Annotated in this window: 9 protein-coding genes; 8 read left to right on the plus strand and 1 reads right to left on the minus strand. The window is 60.0% G+C overall.

What is annotated here, in order from left to right; genetic code table 11:
- Window positions 1-91: 91 nt before the first annotated feature.
- The 4 genes from ACM5SV_RS26950 to ACM5SV_RS26965 all read left to right on the plus strand — a co-directional run bounded on the left by ACM5SV_RS26950 (window position 92) and on the right by ACM5SV_RS26965 (window position 3,609).
- Window positions 92-799 (plus strand): 5-oxoprolinase subunit B family protein, encoded by a 708-nt coding sequence (locus tag ACM5SV_RS26950; RefSeq protein WP_222017150.1) that lies wholly within the window; start codon window positions 92-94, stop codon window positions 797-799.
- Window positions 787-1,743 (plus strand): biotin-dependent carboxyltransferase family protein, encoded by a 957-nt coding sequence (locus ACM5SV_RS26955; protein WP_113545071.1) that lies wholly within the window; start codon window positions 787-789, stop codon window positions 1,741-1,743. The genes ACM5SV_RS26950 and ACM5SV_RS26955 overlap by 13 nt, the downstream gene beginning before the upstream one ends.
- Window positions 1,744-1,854: 111 nt before the next feature.
- Window positions 1,855-2,547: a DUF599 domain-containing protein gene (locus ACM5SV_RS26960; RefSeq protein ID WP_017994095.1), complete on the plus strand. Its 693-nt coding sequence runs from the start codon at window positions 1,855-1,857 to the stop codon at window positions 2,545-2,547.
- A 159-nt stretch (window positions 2,548-2,706) separates the two neighbouring features.
- Window positions 2,707-3,609, plus strand: a complete 903-nt coding sequence (locus tag ACM5SV_RS26965) for a LysR family transcriptional regulator (protein ID WP_222017149.1) — start codon at window positions 2,707-2,709, stop codon at window positions 3,607-3,609.
- Here the strand turns inward: ACM5SV_RS26965 and ACM5SV_RS26970 are convergent.
- Entirely contained in the window at window positions 3,602-4,549 is a 948-nt protein-coding gene (locus ACM5SV_RS26970) for an alpha/beta fold hydrolase (protein ID WP_222017147.1), read from the minus strand. The genes ACM5SV_RS26965 and ACM5SV_RS26970 overlap by 8 nt on opposite strands.
- A 303-nt stretch (window positions 4,550-4,852) precedes the next feature.
- On the opposite strand from ACM5SV_RS26970, the gene ACM5SV_RS26975 reads away from it, so the two are divergent.
- From ACM5SV_RS26975 to ACM5SV_RS26990, 4 genes are all read left to right on the plus strand, one after another.
- Window positions 4,853-5,296 carry a VOC family protein gene (locus tag ACM5SV_RS26975; protein WP_012757481.1) on the plus strand — a complete coding sequence of 148 codons (444 nt, stop codon included), beginning with the start codon at window positions 4,853-4,855 and terminating at the stop codon, window positions 5,294-5,296.
- 70 nt (window positions 5,297-5,366) lie between these two features.
- Complete coding sequence (locus ACM5SV_RS26980; RefSeq protein ID WP_113545074.1) at window positions 5,367-6,674, plus strand: epoxide hydrolase family protein; 1,308 nt, start codon at window positions 5,367-5,369, stop codon at window positions 6,672-6,674.
- A gap of 139 nt (window positions 6,675-6,813) precedes the next feature.
- The gene (locus tag ACM5SV_RS26985) at window positions 6,814-8,964 is read left to right on the plus strand and encodes a mechanosensitive ion channel family protein (RefSeq protein WP_222017145.1); all 2,151 of its coding nucleotides are present in this window, start codon (window positions 6,814-6,816) and stop codon (window positions 8,962-8,964) included.
- Window positions 8,965-9,281: 317 nt separating this feature from the next.
- On the plus strand, window positions 9,282-14,843 hold the full coding sequence (locus ACM5SV_RS26990; RefSeq protein WP_222017143.1) for a DUF3320 domain-containing protein: 5,562 nt from the start codon (window positions 9,282-9,284) through the stop codon (window positions 14,841-14,843).
- The last annotated feature ends 346 nt before the right edge of the window (window positions 14,844-15,189 follow it).

Below are 15,189 nucleotides of genomic sequence, written 5' to 3' on the forward strand. Positions count from 1 at the left end.
GCCCAGGTTACCGTTACCGATCCGGACGCCTATGGGACCTGCGCGCCGGCCGCAGATGCGGACTTCATTCTGATCGAAGGCGCCGACTGACGTGTCACAGGACCCCTCCGCATCGTCCGGCAGCGTTCCGAACTACCGCCCGGTGGGCGGGCACGCGTTGCTCGTCGAATTTGGCGCGACCATCGATAAGCGGATCCACGATCAGGTCGTCAAGTTGGATGCCGCCTTGAAGGCGGCACCCTTTGAAGGATTCGTCGAAGCTGTCCCGGCCTATGCCAGCATTCTCGTATGCTTCGATCCGCTTATGGCCGATCACCGGACGACGGAGGTGGCCATTGCCGAGCTTCTGGGGGCCGAGGTTCCAGAGACGATTGGAGCGATGCGCGAAGTCGAAGTTTGCTACGATCCTGATCTTGCGCCCGATCTTGCCTCCATCGCCGAGGCAAGCGGATTATCGCCGGAAGACGTTATATCCGCCCATCTCTCCGGCGACTACAGCGTCTTCATGTACGGCTTCGCTCCGGGATACGCTTACCTTGCAGGCGTGCCCAAAGCCATTCAGCAGCCGAGGAAGCCGGCGCCTATTCGCGGCATCGCCGCCGGAAGCGTGCTAATCGCCGGTCCGCAGTGCCTGGTCAGCACGCTCACCATGCCGGCCGGCTGGTGGATCATCGGCCGCTCGCCGACGAAGATCCTCGATGCCGCGTCCAACGACCGTCCGTTCCTTTTCGACGTCGGCGACACGGTGCGTTTCCGCCGCATATCGAGGACCGAATTCGACGCGAGGTGCCTTGCATGAGCCAAGCCGTCCTTGCAATCAACTTCGCGGGTCCTCACGTCGCGGTCCAGGACGGAGGACGCCACGGATTGATGCGTTACGGCGTTCCGCCCTCTGGTCCGATGGACAGGATCTCGTTTGCCGCCGCTAACGTCGCCGTCGGCAATCCTGCCGGTCAGCCCGCAATCGAAGTCTCCATGGGCGGCCTGGTTCTCGACTGCCTGTCGGGAGACGTTACGTTTGCCGTCGCCGGAGGAGGCTTCATCGTAGAGCATGCCGGCGACAAGCGCGGCGCATGGATGGTCGCCACGCTGAGGGCCGGGGAGCGGCTGGCAATCCGCCCGGGACATTGGGGAAGCTGGACGTATCTGGCCTTCGCCGGTCATATCGAGGCGAAGACCTGGCTGGGCAGCATGTCGACTCACAGTCTTTCCGGCCTCGGCGGAGGGCGCCTTGCAGCCGGTCAGACGGTCACTCTCGCCGATCCGGACGTGCGGGATGATCGAAATGGTCCGATCACATGTCCGGTCATCGCAAGACCGCGATCCGAGCTGCGTGTGGTGGTCGGTCCACAGGATCGGTTCTTCTCGAAAGAAACCTTGTCGAATTTCCTTTCATCGCCTTTCCGCCTGAGCGACGCCTATGACCGCATGGGCGTACGCCTCCAAGGTCCGTCGCTTGCACCAAGTGCTGCGCTGGACATGCCGTCGGAAGCGATCGTGCGGGGTTCGGTGCAGGTGGCCGGAGACGGCGTCGCCACCATTCTGCTGGCCGATCACCAGACGACCGGAGGCTATCCCAAGATCGCCACGGTGGTGGATTCGGATCTGGACGCTTTCGTCCAACTGCGCCCACGCGACCACGTCGGTTTCCTGGCCGTGACGCCGCAACAGGCGATCGAGCACATTCGGCTTCGTGCTGCGACGATGTCCCGTTACCTCGCGGCAGTCCGCGATGGACCATGACGCGCGAACATAGACGTGTCGATCTGAAGGGTAAAGCGGCGATAGACGCTTGGAGCTGCCGTTAGCTCGAAGTACTGTTCAGAAAAAATCCACATTCGGTTCGGGGGCACCATGGATTTTCTGAACATCGCGGCGATCGTTTTCTTCCTTCTCGTCTGGGTGGCGGTCGAGCCTTTGATGGCAGCGGGGTGGCCGAGGAAGAACGACAGCCTTTCCGTTGACATGGTGCGCATTCGCGCCGCCTGGATGCGGGAGGTTCTGACGCGCGACAACAACTTCATCGGTGATGCCGCGATCCTTGGGCACACGATCAATTCGGCGTCCTTCTTCGGCTCCGCCAATCTCATCGTCATCGTCGGGCTCAGCGGCGCGCTATTCATGGAGCCGAACTACGGATCGGGTGGTGGCTTGATCGCGATGTTTGCGGCCCAGGACCCGGCGTGGTTTTTCCAATGCAAGGTCCTCCTGATCATAGCGACGCTGCTGCGGGGCTTATCCGATTTCATCTGGGCGGTCCGGCAGATCAACTACTGCCTGGCGGCGATCGGGGCCAGCCCATCCCGCGATGAAGAGAGGGACATCGCCGGCTGGACGAACGCCCTGACCCTGGTTTTGAACCCGGCGCTTCGATCGTTCAGTGTCGGCGTCCGGTCTTATTACTTCACCTTCGCAGCCGCCTTCTGGTTTCTCGGGCCAATCCCCTTCGCTGTTGCGACCATCCTGAGCGTCGGCATTTTGATCTGGCGTCAATCCTGGTCGGATGCCGCAAAGGGGATCATGGCCATACGCAAGCTGCTTGACTAGAACAGGATGATTTTGGGCCGGTCGACCTAAAATTTGAATCCTGTTCTAAATCTGAGAGTTAGAGCATGATGCCGTTCGAAAACGCGCACACTTTTTGGCATCATGTTCTAAAGCCTAGCCTTAGGCTGGGTTGCACATAAGCGGTATTGGCGGTGTCCGATGGATCGTCTCGAAGCGATGCGCATGTTGCTGGCCGTCGTCGACGCCGGAAGCATCTCGGCCGGCAGCAGGAAGCTCAACGCGCCTTTACCCAGCGTCAGTCGCAAGGTGGCCGAACTTGAACGCCATCTTGGGGCGAACCTCATCGTTCGCACCAGCCGTAATCTTCAGCTTACCGATGCGGGGCGCGACTATGTCGACGCCGCCCGAAAGATCATGGCGGATCTGGAGGAGGCCGAGCGAAGGGCGTCCGGGGAATACCAGACACCCAGAGGCGTGCTGACGATCACGATGCCGGTCGAATACGGGAGCCGCTACGTCCTGCCCGTTGCTCTGAGCTTCATGGACAAATATCCCGAGGTATCGCTGAACCTACTGTCGCTCGACCGCACGGTCGATCTCGTGGCCGAGCAGGTGGATATCGCGATCCGTCTCGGCAACCTCGCCGACAGCTCGCTCCATGCCGCCAAGGTCGGGGAATTCCGTCTGATGACCTGCGCGAGCCCTGCCTATCTCGAGCGGCATGGCATGCCGGAGCGTCCCGGCGATCTCATCGATCGCGACGGGATCATCTTCAACAAGCGGACATTCTTCTGGACCTTCGACGTCGACGGCACGCCGATTGAGGCGGTGCCCCGCAACCGGCTCGAGGTGAATACGGCGGCGAACTGTGTTGCGGCGGCCATCGGCGGGGCGGGGATCGCGCGGCTATTCGACTATCAGGTTCCCGACGAGCTGGCGTCCGGCACGCTTGTTCCCATCCTCCGCGATTTCGACGGTGCGCCGCAGCCTATTCATATCGTCTACGCCCGCCAGGGGATTCTCGCCTTGAAGGTACGGGCTTTCGTCGACTGGGCATTGCCGCGGCTGCGCGCGTCATCAAAAATAACAAACATTATCTGAATGATGTACGGATTTCTTCAACCGTTTGTTTCGAAGCCTGAAGATGCGGAAAGTGGCCGATGCCTGGCAGGACGTCGAGTTGTGCACCGATTTTGCCAGCGAACTCGATGCCCATCTCGCTGCTGATATAGATGTCCTTCTCGCCCCAGATCACCTTCACGGGCGTCTTCAGCCGGGTGAGGTTGGCCTCGAGATAGTGCTGATCGCGGGTGAAATTCGCGTAGTAATGAGCGAAGGCATCCGCTGAAGTCATCCCGTCAAGGCTCCACGAACGGGTCATGTCCTGCTGGACGTCGATCGGCAGATCGAATTGTTCAGCGGGTGAGAGGCCGCGCCTGTGCACGTTCTCGAGGATCTCGTCGCTGGTCTTATTCATGTAGGCACGGGTCGGCGAAGCGGTCGGCTCGGCTTTGAGGTTCTGCAGGTTCTCCCACATGTATTGCGGCCGATCGAACGGCGCGAAGTCTCCGACGATGATCTGCCTGGCGATCGTCGGCTCGTCGAGAGCAAGCAGCAGGACGGGCAGGGCACCGATGTCAGTCGCGTAGATCAAGAGGTTCGACCGATCGATGCCTGCCCGTTCGATATAGGCCTTCAACACCTGGGCGTACGCCCTCGGCGCATAGGAAAACCGTCCCGAAGCCGGGCGCGACGACTGCCCGTAGCCCGGCCAATCGAAGGCATGGACGTCGTAGTCGAGAGCAAGCGTTGTCGCGATGTCCTTCCACACCGTCAGTGTTTCCGGAAATCCATGCAGGAAAAGCACGGTACCTTTTGGAGAGGCGGTGCGGACAACCATCCTCCTCAGCGTCAGGATCTCATTGATCTCGATGAAGCCGACGGCGTCGCGCGCGGCTTGCGTAAAAGCGAAGGCTTCAGGCGTGTGGGAAGACGGAGTTGTCGCGACTGAGGCAGCATTTACGGTTTTGTCCCTAGACATAGGATGTCCTTTCTGAACGACGATCAGCCAAAGCCCAAAGAGCCGGCTGTCTCCACAAATAATTGGGCACGGCGTCAGCTCGCGGTAGCCGGAGAAAGCGAGAGGAACCCTCTCGACGGCGGCAGCGCTGCAACCCGCTGCCCAAGGCTGACATCTGAACGAGAGGGTGCCTCTCACTTTCCCGAGGTGCCGGCCGGCCGTCGACCCGCCCAAATATTCACCAGCCGCCGATTTGAGACAGCTCGTTGGCGTTTGCGTGCGGAAGGCAGAGCGTCGGCCGCGACAATATAAGGAAGAACTGATATGAACGACATTACCCAAAGCAGACAGCTGGCAGCCGACCCCGACAAGGTCCGCAGCCTCCCTGGCCACGCCACTGTCGGCACGAATGATCTGGATGCCGCGTCGGTATTCTACGACAGACTTCTGGCCGTGTTCGGGATCGGACGAGTCCTCGTCCAGCCTAACCGAGCCATCTACTACGGTCATCGCACGCTCGAATTCGGCATCATCAAGCCGTTCGATGGCCGCCCTGCCACCGTCGGCAACGGTGGAATGGTTGCTTTCGAAGCTCCGTCCCGTTCAAAGGTCGACGAAGCCCATGCAACGGCATTGGCAGGGGGCGGCTCGGACGAAGGGGCTCCTGGTCCGCGTGGCGAGAACGGTGCGGGTCCTTACTGCGCATATTTTCGCGATCCGGAAGGCAACAAGTTTCTGATCTTTCGTTCCGGCGCCGACGCTGCCTGACGTTTTCGGCATTGAAGCGGGGCAGGGCCATCGTTTTCCCCTCCTCGATATCACGAAAGGACACGGCATCATGGCAATGCTGAACGTTTTGAAACACCGCGACGTATCGCGCCGCTCGCTGCTGTCAGGCTTTGCCGCGGCCGGCATAACCGCTGTTCTCCTTCCGCGCGCGTCCGACGCCGCTGATGTCGTTGTCGCGTCCGAGGAGATCCGACCGTTCAAGGTTGATGTCTCCGAGGCGGCGCTTACAGACCTCAGGCGGCGTCTTGCCGCGACCCGGTGGCCCGACGGCGAAACCGTCATGGATCGCTCGCAGGGGGTGCAGCCCGACAGGCTGAAGGAACTGGTGCGCTGCTGGCAGTCGTCCTACGACTGGCGGAAGGCGGAGAGCAGATTGAACACATTTCCGCAGTTTCTCACCACTGTCGACGGACTGGACATCCATTTCATCCATGTCCGTTCCCGTCATGAAAACGCGCTGCCGCTGATCATGACCCACGGTTGGCCAGGTTCGGTCTTCGAGCTGCTTAATGTCATCGGGCCGCTCACGGATCCGACGGCGCATGGCGGCACGGCTGAGGATGCCTTCCATCTGGTGATCCCTTCGATTCCAGGATTCGGCTTCTCCGGCAAACCACCAGCAACAGGTTGGAACCCCCAGCGGATAGCGGCTGCCTGGGACGTGCTGATGAAGCGACTGAACTATGACCGCTATGTCTCGCAAGGCGGCGACTGGGGCGCGATCATCAGCGACGCCTTGGGTCGCCAGGCGCCGGATGGGCTGCTCGCAATCCACGTCAACAGGGTCGAACGCGCCACGACGTTTCCAGCGGACGCAGCGCAGGCTCTCAAAAATGGAGGGCCAGCTCCCGATAGCTTGTCTCAGGATGAGAAGGTCGTCTTCGACGAGGCTCGGGACTTCCTCAACAACGGCTTCGGCTACGCAGCGATCATGAGCACACGGCCGGAGACGATCGGTTACGGCATTTCGGATTCTCCAGTCGGCCTCGCCGCCTGGCTTTACGACAAGATCGCCGACTGGGTGTATACACGCGGCGATCCCGAACAGGCTCTTGGCGAGGATGCGATCCTCGACAACATCACGCTGTACTGGCTGACGAATACCGGCCCCTCCAGCGGTCGGATCTATTGGGAAAACGTCATGTCGGGCGCCAAGCTTACGGCCGTCAAAGTCCCGGTCGCCGTCACAGTGTTCCCCGGCGAGGTCTACAAGCCGCCAAGGCATTGGCTGTCGAAAGCCTATCCGACGCTCATCTACTACAATCGCGCTTCCAAGGGTGGTCACTTTGCCGCCTGGGAGGAGCCAGAACTCTTCAGTCAGGAGATCAGGGAGGCCTTCAGAAGCTTGCGGTCTTAAAGCCGTCCGGCCCTTGGTTCGCAGTCTGCGTCCGCCAGACGGGTTCGTCGATTGACGTTGGTCGTGCAACGCTTCACAAAGTCCGAAGTTTCGACCAACCCAGCAAAAGCGACGACACCGTCGCGGGGACCACGGCTATATGCGCATCAACGACGACCGTCATCCCCGCCGAGGAGTGTGCGCATTCCTGACGGTGGTATTTTCAACGCTTCTGCTCGCGAGTGCAAACCCCGCATCGGCGGCTGAGCCGACCAATTCCTCGGCGCCGATCCGGGTTATTATCGAGTTGCCGAATGATGATTCCGGACGAGCGCTGGTCAATCGGATCGTTCCGAGCAACCAGGAACCGGTGCAGCCGGTTGCAGTCTCGCAAGAGGCGGCACCGACGTCGATTGCAACGTCACTACAGGATTTGCGCCAGAGGTTGCTTACACTCGTCGGTGCCGTTCCGACCCTTCCCGGGCAGATCCAGTCGGCGATCCGGGTCTTCCAAACGGATGATCGTATCGAACCGGTCGGCCTGATCTTGGCGGTCATACTCTTCGTCGCAGGCGGGTTCGTTGCGCAGCGCCTTGCCTGGTGGTCAGGGCGAGGGCTGCTCCATTTCGTGCTGAACGCGCCTGCCGACACAGTCCGGCAGCGGATCAGGCTCCACGCCGCCCGGCTTTCAATGGGTCTTCTGGCATTGGTCGGTTACCTGATCGGAAGTCTCGGCGCGTTTATGCTCTTTCCATGGCCTGCCGTGTTTCGCGATATCGCCCTCATCCTGCTATCAGCCGCGCTGATGGTGCGCCTTGGCGTGCTCGTGGGCCGTATTGTCATCGCGCCAGGGGCCCGTCTGCCGCATATGCGGCTTCTGACGTTGGTCACCTCACTTGCCTGGTTCTGGTACTACTGGCTCCTCGGAATCGTCGCTGTGCTGGCGGCTGGCTGGGCCACCATTGAAGTGATCGGGACGATCGGGGCTTCACCCATCTTGGTCGACCTCTTTACCGCAGCATGGCTCGGTGTCGTTTCAATCGCTCTGATCGTTATGATCTGGCTGCGGCACTTTCGTTCCGACGGGCCGCCGGTGAGCCGGCTGGTCTGTGTCGGCTTCAGCGTGAGCATCATAGTATCGTGGCTGTTATGGGTGTCCGGGCTCCACGGGGCATTCTGGACGGTGGTCATCATTACGCTTCTGCCTCTTACCGTTGCGGTGGCTCGTGATATCATTCGGCGCATTATTCAATCCGGGGAGGGGCAGGCGGTCGAGGATCCGGCCATCGTCGGATGGTCTGTTGTCATCATGCAAACGCTGCGGAACGGCCTCATCGTGGTCGCCGCGCTGCTCATTGCCCGCGCGTGGAATGTCAATCTCAGTGATCTCGCCGCAGCCGAAACGGTGACCACGCGTTTGATCCGCGCAGGAATCCGCATCGTTATCGTGCTGCTGGTGACCGACGTAATCTGGAAGCTCGCAAGCACGTTGATCGACAGCCAGATGGCGGTGGCATCGCGAAGCGAGCAGGGGGGACATCAGGATGGCCCCGACGCGCGTCGGCGTCAGCGGTTGAATACCCTCCTTCCCATTCTTCGCAATGTGCTGTTCCTGGCGATCGGCGCTGTCGGCTTCCTGATGATCCTGGATGCCGTTGGCATTCAGATCGGACCGCTGCTGGCGGGCGCCGGGGTCGTCGGCATAGCCGTCGGCTTCGGTGCCCAAACACTCGTCAAGGACATCATCTCCGGCGTCTTCTATCTGTTCGACGATGCCTTTCGCATCGGCGAATACATCCAGGCGGCGAAATATAAGGGGACGGTCGAAGGTTTCTCGCTGCGATCGATCCGCTTGCGCCATCACCGCGGCCCGGTCACCATCGTTCCCTTCGGCGAACTCGGCGCGGTGCAAAACCTGAGCCGCGACTGGGTCATCGACATCATTACGCTCACCCTGAACTATGACAGCGACCTCGAGGAGGTGCGCAAGACCATCAAGCGCATCGGCGTTGAGCTTCTGGAGGATGCCGAGCTCGGGCCCAACATCATCGAGCCCTTGAAAATGCAAGGGATCGAGCAGATGGCGGATTATGGTGTGCAGATACGGCTGAAGTTCATGACGAAACCCGGCGAACAGTTCGGCGTTCGCCGAAAGGCCCTTGCCATGCTCAAGAAGACATTCGCGGAAAAAGGCATCCAGTTTGCAACGCCGACCGTTCATGTTTCCGGCGGTCCCGCCGATGCAGTGGCAACCGCCGCCGCCTCGGAGCTGCAAAGACCATCGAAAGTCATCTCGACACTTGAGGAATAGCCGCGGCGAGCCCCACGTGCTTGCTTTCCATCAAATCCCGTCAAAGCAACACATAGGTCTGGTCTCAAACTTCCGAGAGTGGCCTCCTGGCGGCTCGCCGCATCAGCGGTCCGCCCATACTGCGCGCCGCCAGCGCCAGCAGGGAGCGTCCGGGAGTCCATTCCAATGTCGTTCGCCGCCCGAACATTGCTGCCAACCGGCGGCACCGGCCGCACGAATCGCTCTCCGGGAAGAGCCAACTGACCTAACATGACTACACGTCCTGCTAGACTGATTGATCAATTTACTGCATCTAAAGGTTAGCAGGGAGCGAGAATATGATCGACATGGCAGACGGCGCATCTGAGCAAAATGAAACGTCTATCTTTCAAAGTAATCTGTCCGTAGAAGCCAAGATCGAAAAGGCCAGAACCGAACTACTTGACCTTTCTGCGCGCAACCGCCTTTTGAACGTTCCCCGCTTTTCGAAAAGTGCGAAAACCATCGACGTTGTCGACGAGAAGTCGTCCGAAGTGTTTCGGATCCTTGTGACCGATGGAAGGACCATGACTTTCCTGGCGGGGGCGAAGGGGCGGGAATCCAAGGATGACGGCGACGGTGACGAACTGATCGAACTCGCGCTCCCGGACGATGATGAGCGCGACGGCGACGGTCGGCTTGTCCGTCATGGCGACACCAAGCTCCAGACCCGCATGACGCCAAATGCTCTCCAGAAGCGTCTGCTGGACCTTTACTTCGATGCCCGGACATTAGAGGAAGAGCAGGGGGTGAATATCCTGTTCCTCGGGCTGGGCACTCTGAAGTGGATCGATCCCAACAATGCGGAGAACGTCCGCTACGCACCGCTCATCCTCGTGCCGGTGTCGTTGGAGCGTGGCAGCGCAGCCGAGCGCTTCAAGCTTCGAGCACGCCAGGAGGACCTCGCTTCAAACCTCTCCCTCGAGGCCTTTCTCGACCGTGTCCATCAGATCTCAATGCCGGCGTTCGAGGCGAGCGACGACTTCACATTCGAGGACTACGCCGCGAAGGTGGCGGCGTGCATCTCGATGAAGCCAAACTGGTCCGTCCAACCCGACGACATCGTGCTCGGTTTCTTCAGCTTCGCCAAATTCCTCATGTACAGAGACCTTGATCCCACGCTCTGGCCTAAGGATGCCAAGTTCACCGAGCTGCCACTCATCACCGGTTTGGTTTCCGATGGCTTCGAGGGCGGCGAACAGCTGCTTGGCGAGGACGTCAAGATCGACGAGCACATTTCGCCTTCCGAGATGACGCATATCGTCGATGCCGACAGTTCGCAGACGGCCGCGATCCACGAAGTCAGGCGAGGGAGGGACCTCGTCATTCAAGGCCCGCCGGGCACGGGAAAATCCCAGACAATCGCCAACATTATCGCGTCGGCGGTCGCCGACGGCAAGACGGTGCTGTTCGTAGCCGAAAAGATGGCGGCGCTCGAGGTCGTGAAACGACGCCTTGACCAGGCGAGCGTCGGTGAAGCCTGCCTCGAACTCCATAGTAACAAGGCGAACAAGCGCGCCGTCCTCGCAGAGCTGCAGCATACTTGGGAGCTCGGCACGCCCAAAGGGGAATCCGGCAGTGCGCTCGACCAGCGCCTCACGGACGCACGCGATTTACTTAACGCCCATCCGGCACGCATTCACCGCGTGTATCAACCCTACTCGCTTTCCCCGTTCCAAGTCATGGGACACCTTGCAAGGCTGCGTCGCGAGGGCATGGCTCCATCGGATATCGAGCTGCCGGTTGCTGCGGACTGGACGCCAGAGGTGCGCGAGCGGGCGAAGGCGCTGCTGACGGAACTTGCTGAACGCATCAAGGACATCGGCCTGCCAAAGCACCATCCGTGGTACGGCGTCGGGCTTACCGGAGTTACCCCGCTCGATCTTGAACGTCTGACGACGAGATTGAAAACGGCGGCCACGGAACTGGCTGAATTGCGCAGCCAGATGGATGACGTATCGCAGACGCTCGAACTATCATCGCCTCACTCGCTGGCAAACTTTATGGACATCGCGTCGACCGCGGAAAGGGTCGCCTCGTGTCCTTCGGAGATATCTTCGGAGGCATTGGCAAACGACGCATGGGCGACCGAACTGGATCGGGTACGCGATCTTGTCGTTGGCGGCGCCGAATTCTCGACATACGCGGCCGAAGTCGCGGCCCGCATGACGCCGTCCGCATGGGAATCTGATCCGGAGCCGATTGCCACGCAATTCGTCCGTCTTTCTGCAGACTTCTCACAAAGCGGGTTTGCCACGATCGAACAGCTTGCGTCTGTGCTGCCGCGCTTCCTGGCGGGCGCGGGCGCGTTGCGTACCCTGCTCGGCGTCAATGCTTCTCCGACCTTGGCATCGATTGATCGGCTCATCGTCATCGGACAGCGCGTAGCCGAAGCCCCGGACGCGAGCCCCGACGCCTTCGTTGCCGCCATCTGGGAACGAGGCCTTGACCAGGCCTCCGATCTCGCTGAGGCCGTGGGAGACTTTCGGCGTATTCGTGCCGAGCTTGAAGGCAAGATCTCTGAGCAGGCCTGGGATATCGACCTTATGCAGGTGCGGGCAGCGGTCGCCGTCCATGGCAAGCGTCTCTTCAGGTTCATGAGCGGTGAGTGGCGCAAGGCAAAGGCGCTTCTGCGCAGCGTGATGCCCAACGAGACTTCGCCCGACGAAACTGTTCGAATCCTTGATCTTCTTCAGAAGGGCAAGAGCGCCCGCGCTGCGATCAAGGACGGCGACAGCCTCGGCAGATCTGCTTTCGGAGCGGACTGGCGCGGAGAAAAGTCGGACCCGAAGCCGCTTGAAAACCTCGTACTTTGGATGCGAAGCCTGCGCGGTGTCGGTGTCGAAGCACGGTTGATAGCCGGCCGTCTCTCCGACAGGACGTCGGTAGCGGGCCGTTGTGAGCAGGTGAGGGCGCTGCTGGACGAGTCGCGACGTCTTCTGCTCAGTCTATGGAAGGATCTTGGTGAGAAGGCGTCAGTTTTGTTTTCGGACGCTCCAGGCCCAGATGGCGTCTCGCTTACACAGACATCGCAATTCGCCCGCGAAATCGCCGATGCCCACAAGGTCTTCCTGACGCTGGTCCGCTCTGTTCCGGAAACCAACGCACACCGTCTTGCGCTATTGAAGCTGCTCGCATTGGCGCGCGGCCTGAAATCCACGCTGGAGCGGCTGGACTCCCTCGGCCGGGCTTCCTTCGGTCCGCTTTGGAAGGGGACGGAGTCGGACTGGTCGCTGCTGTCTCGCACGACTGAGTGGATTTCACACAACTCCGACATCCGCCTGCTAAGCTCGCGCGTATCCGACCGCCCCGCGGTGGCTGTGAAAGCTCGCGATGCATTGGCGAGAGGAGCGATCCTTCAACACGATCTCCAAGCTTTGCTCGGCTTCCTGAAGGCGGATGTGTCGATTGTGTTCGGCGCGCACGAAATCGGACAGACGGAGCTTGCGACGGTCGCGCAAAAGCTCGCGAAATGGGTCGAGACCGAGGAGCACCTATCCAAATGGGCCGCCTATCGCGGAAGAGCGGAAGACGCTGCGAACGCCGGCGTCGGTCTTGTTGTTGAACGCCTCGAAGATGGGCGGGTGAAGCCGGATGACGTCGTGCCATATGTGGAGATGGCGATCTACGAAGGGATCCTCAGACATCAGCATTCCGCCGACCCCGAATTATCTCGTTTCGACGGCGAGGTGCACGGGCGACTCGTGAACGAATTCGCGACATTGGACCGGAGCAGAATGGCGCTATCCCGTCTTGAGGTCGTCCGCGCTCACCACAAACGAATTCCTGCCGTCAGTGGGATCGGTCCTGTCGGAGTCCTTAGGGGAGAGATGGCGCGCCGTCGCGGTCACATGCCGATCCGCCAGCTCATGCAGCGCGCGTCCGTAGCGATACAGGCCCTTAAGCCAGTCTTCATGATGAGCCCGCTTTCCATAGCACAGTTCCTGCCGCCCGGTCTTCTGCAGTTCGATCTCCTCGTCATGGACGAAGCCAGTCAAATTCAGCCGGTAGACGCGTTGGGAGCGGTAGCCCGCGCTAAACAGGTGGTCGTGGTTGGGGACGAGCGTCAGTTGCCGCCGACCCGTTTCTTCTCGAAAATGACCTCCAGCACGTCGGATGACGACGACGCCCAGGACGGCGCTCAGGTGTCAGATATTGAAAGTATCCTGGGACTCTTTTCCGCCCGAGGCCTTCCGGAAAAGATGCTCCGATGGCACTACCGAAGCCGCCATCAGTCTCTGATCGCGGTCTCAAACAGCCAGTTCTATGATAACAAGCTTTTCATTGTACCGAGTCCTTATACGGCCGAGGCGGGCATGGGCCTCCGCTTTCAGCATGTGCCTGGCGGCGTCTTCGAGGATGGCGTCAACAAGGTAGAGGCTAAGGTCGTCGCCGAAGCGATCATACGGCATGCGCTTCAATCGCCGAGCCTGTCGCTCGGCGTCGCGGCATTCTCCATCAAGCAGCGTCGAGAGATCCAGGACCAGTTGGAACTGCTGCGACGCCTCAACCCAGAAACCGAGGAGTTCTTCCACTCGCATCCGAGCGAGCCTTTCTTCATCAAGAACCTTGAAAACGTTCAGGGCGACGAGCGCGACGTCATCCTCATTTCCGTCGCCTATGCCAAGGGGCCAAGTGGCGCGCCAATGAGCATGCGCTTCGGGCCGTTGGGAGCCGAGGGAGGCGAACGTCGTCTCAATGTTCTTATCAGCCGCGCGAAGCGGCGCTGCGAGGTATACGCTTCGATCACCGACGAGGACATCGATCTCGAACGTGGAAAAGGCAAAGGCGTCTTCGCATTCAAACTGTTTCTCCATTACGCTCGGACGGGCAGGCTTTCGATGACCCAGCGCACCGACCGTGGCATGGACAGCGTCTTTGAAGAACAGGTCATGGCTGCGCTTAAGGAGAGGGGCTATCAGGTCCATCCGCAGGTTGGAATCGCCGGGTTCTTCATAGATCTGGCGGTGGCCGACGAGCAGATACCGGGCAGATATATTCTGGGGATCGAATGCGACGGCGCCGCATACCATGACTCGCGTTCGGCTCGTGACCGAGACCGGCTTCGACAGGCGGTCCTCGAGGATCATGGCTGGAATATCTATCGCATCTGGAGTGCAGACTGGTTCCAAAGGCCCAAAGCGGAACTTGAACGCCTCGTTGCCGCCATCGAGCGGGCCAAGGCCGACGTCAGGTCGGGAACAGAGGAACACCTGTCGAGGCGAGCGGTACCGGTCGAGGTCGTCACTATCGAACGTGCGGACGTTACAGAGATTGGTCTGCAGCCGGTTATCGTCGACGAAATTTCGAGCGCAACCTTGTATCAGGAGGCCGTGCTGCGACCGAATATCGTAGGCGAACTTCACGAAGCGCCGATCGGCGTGGTGATCGCGCTGGTAAAGCAAACGGTCGGAGCAGAAGGACCAGTGCATCAGGACGAGGTCGTCACCCGCATCAGGTCGGCCTGGGGTCTTCAGCGGGCGGGAAACCGGATCGATGCCCATGTCGGCGCGGCGATCACGATCGCCCAGAATTCTCAGGAGATCGTGCGCGACGGAGGGTTTCTGCTTTGGCCGGACAAGGACATCACGCTCAGAGATCGTAGCGGCGTCACGTCTCTCAGCCTGCGTCGGATCGAAATGCTGCCGCCGATGGAAATTGACGAAGGGCTTATCACAGTCATCAGAACGAGCCTCGGGGCCACCGTAGATCAGGCGGTGAATGCGGTCGCGCGCGGGCTTGGGTTCAAGTCAACGAGTAGTCAGTTAAAGGAACTGGTGGAGTCCCGGATTGTGCTCTTGCAAGAGAAGGGTTCCTTGATCGATTTCGGAGGCATGCTGACTGTTCTCAATCAAACCTGATGTGTGTAATGCCGAATTGGACGCGCAGCCTCAGGCAAGACATCTCGACAGTTGTACATCGGGAAATCTCGAATTCATACTCTACCGAAATCGTAACTTCGCCAGCGAACACATTGATATCTAAATCGTAACGCCAATCGGCGATAGCCGCATCTTCAGCGGTCTGAGAGGCTATTTCATTAGGCTGCACGTTCCATAATCTATCTTATGCGATATATATGTGTAAGGGCTATTTAGTAATGCGACAGTTGGGCCAGTTAGAGATGCGACAGTCTCGCCTCTCGACGCACTGGTCAAAGCCAACGTTGGGAGCAAGGATGACGATCTTCAGCCTGGTCAAGACCAT

Source organism: Rhizobium sp. CRRU65 (assembly GCF_048551595.1).
GTDB classification, from domain to species: Bacteria; Pseudomonadota; Alphaproteobacteria; order Rhizobiales; family Rhizobiaceae; genus Rhizobium; species Rhizobium leguminosarum_J.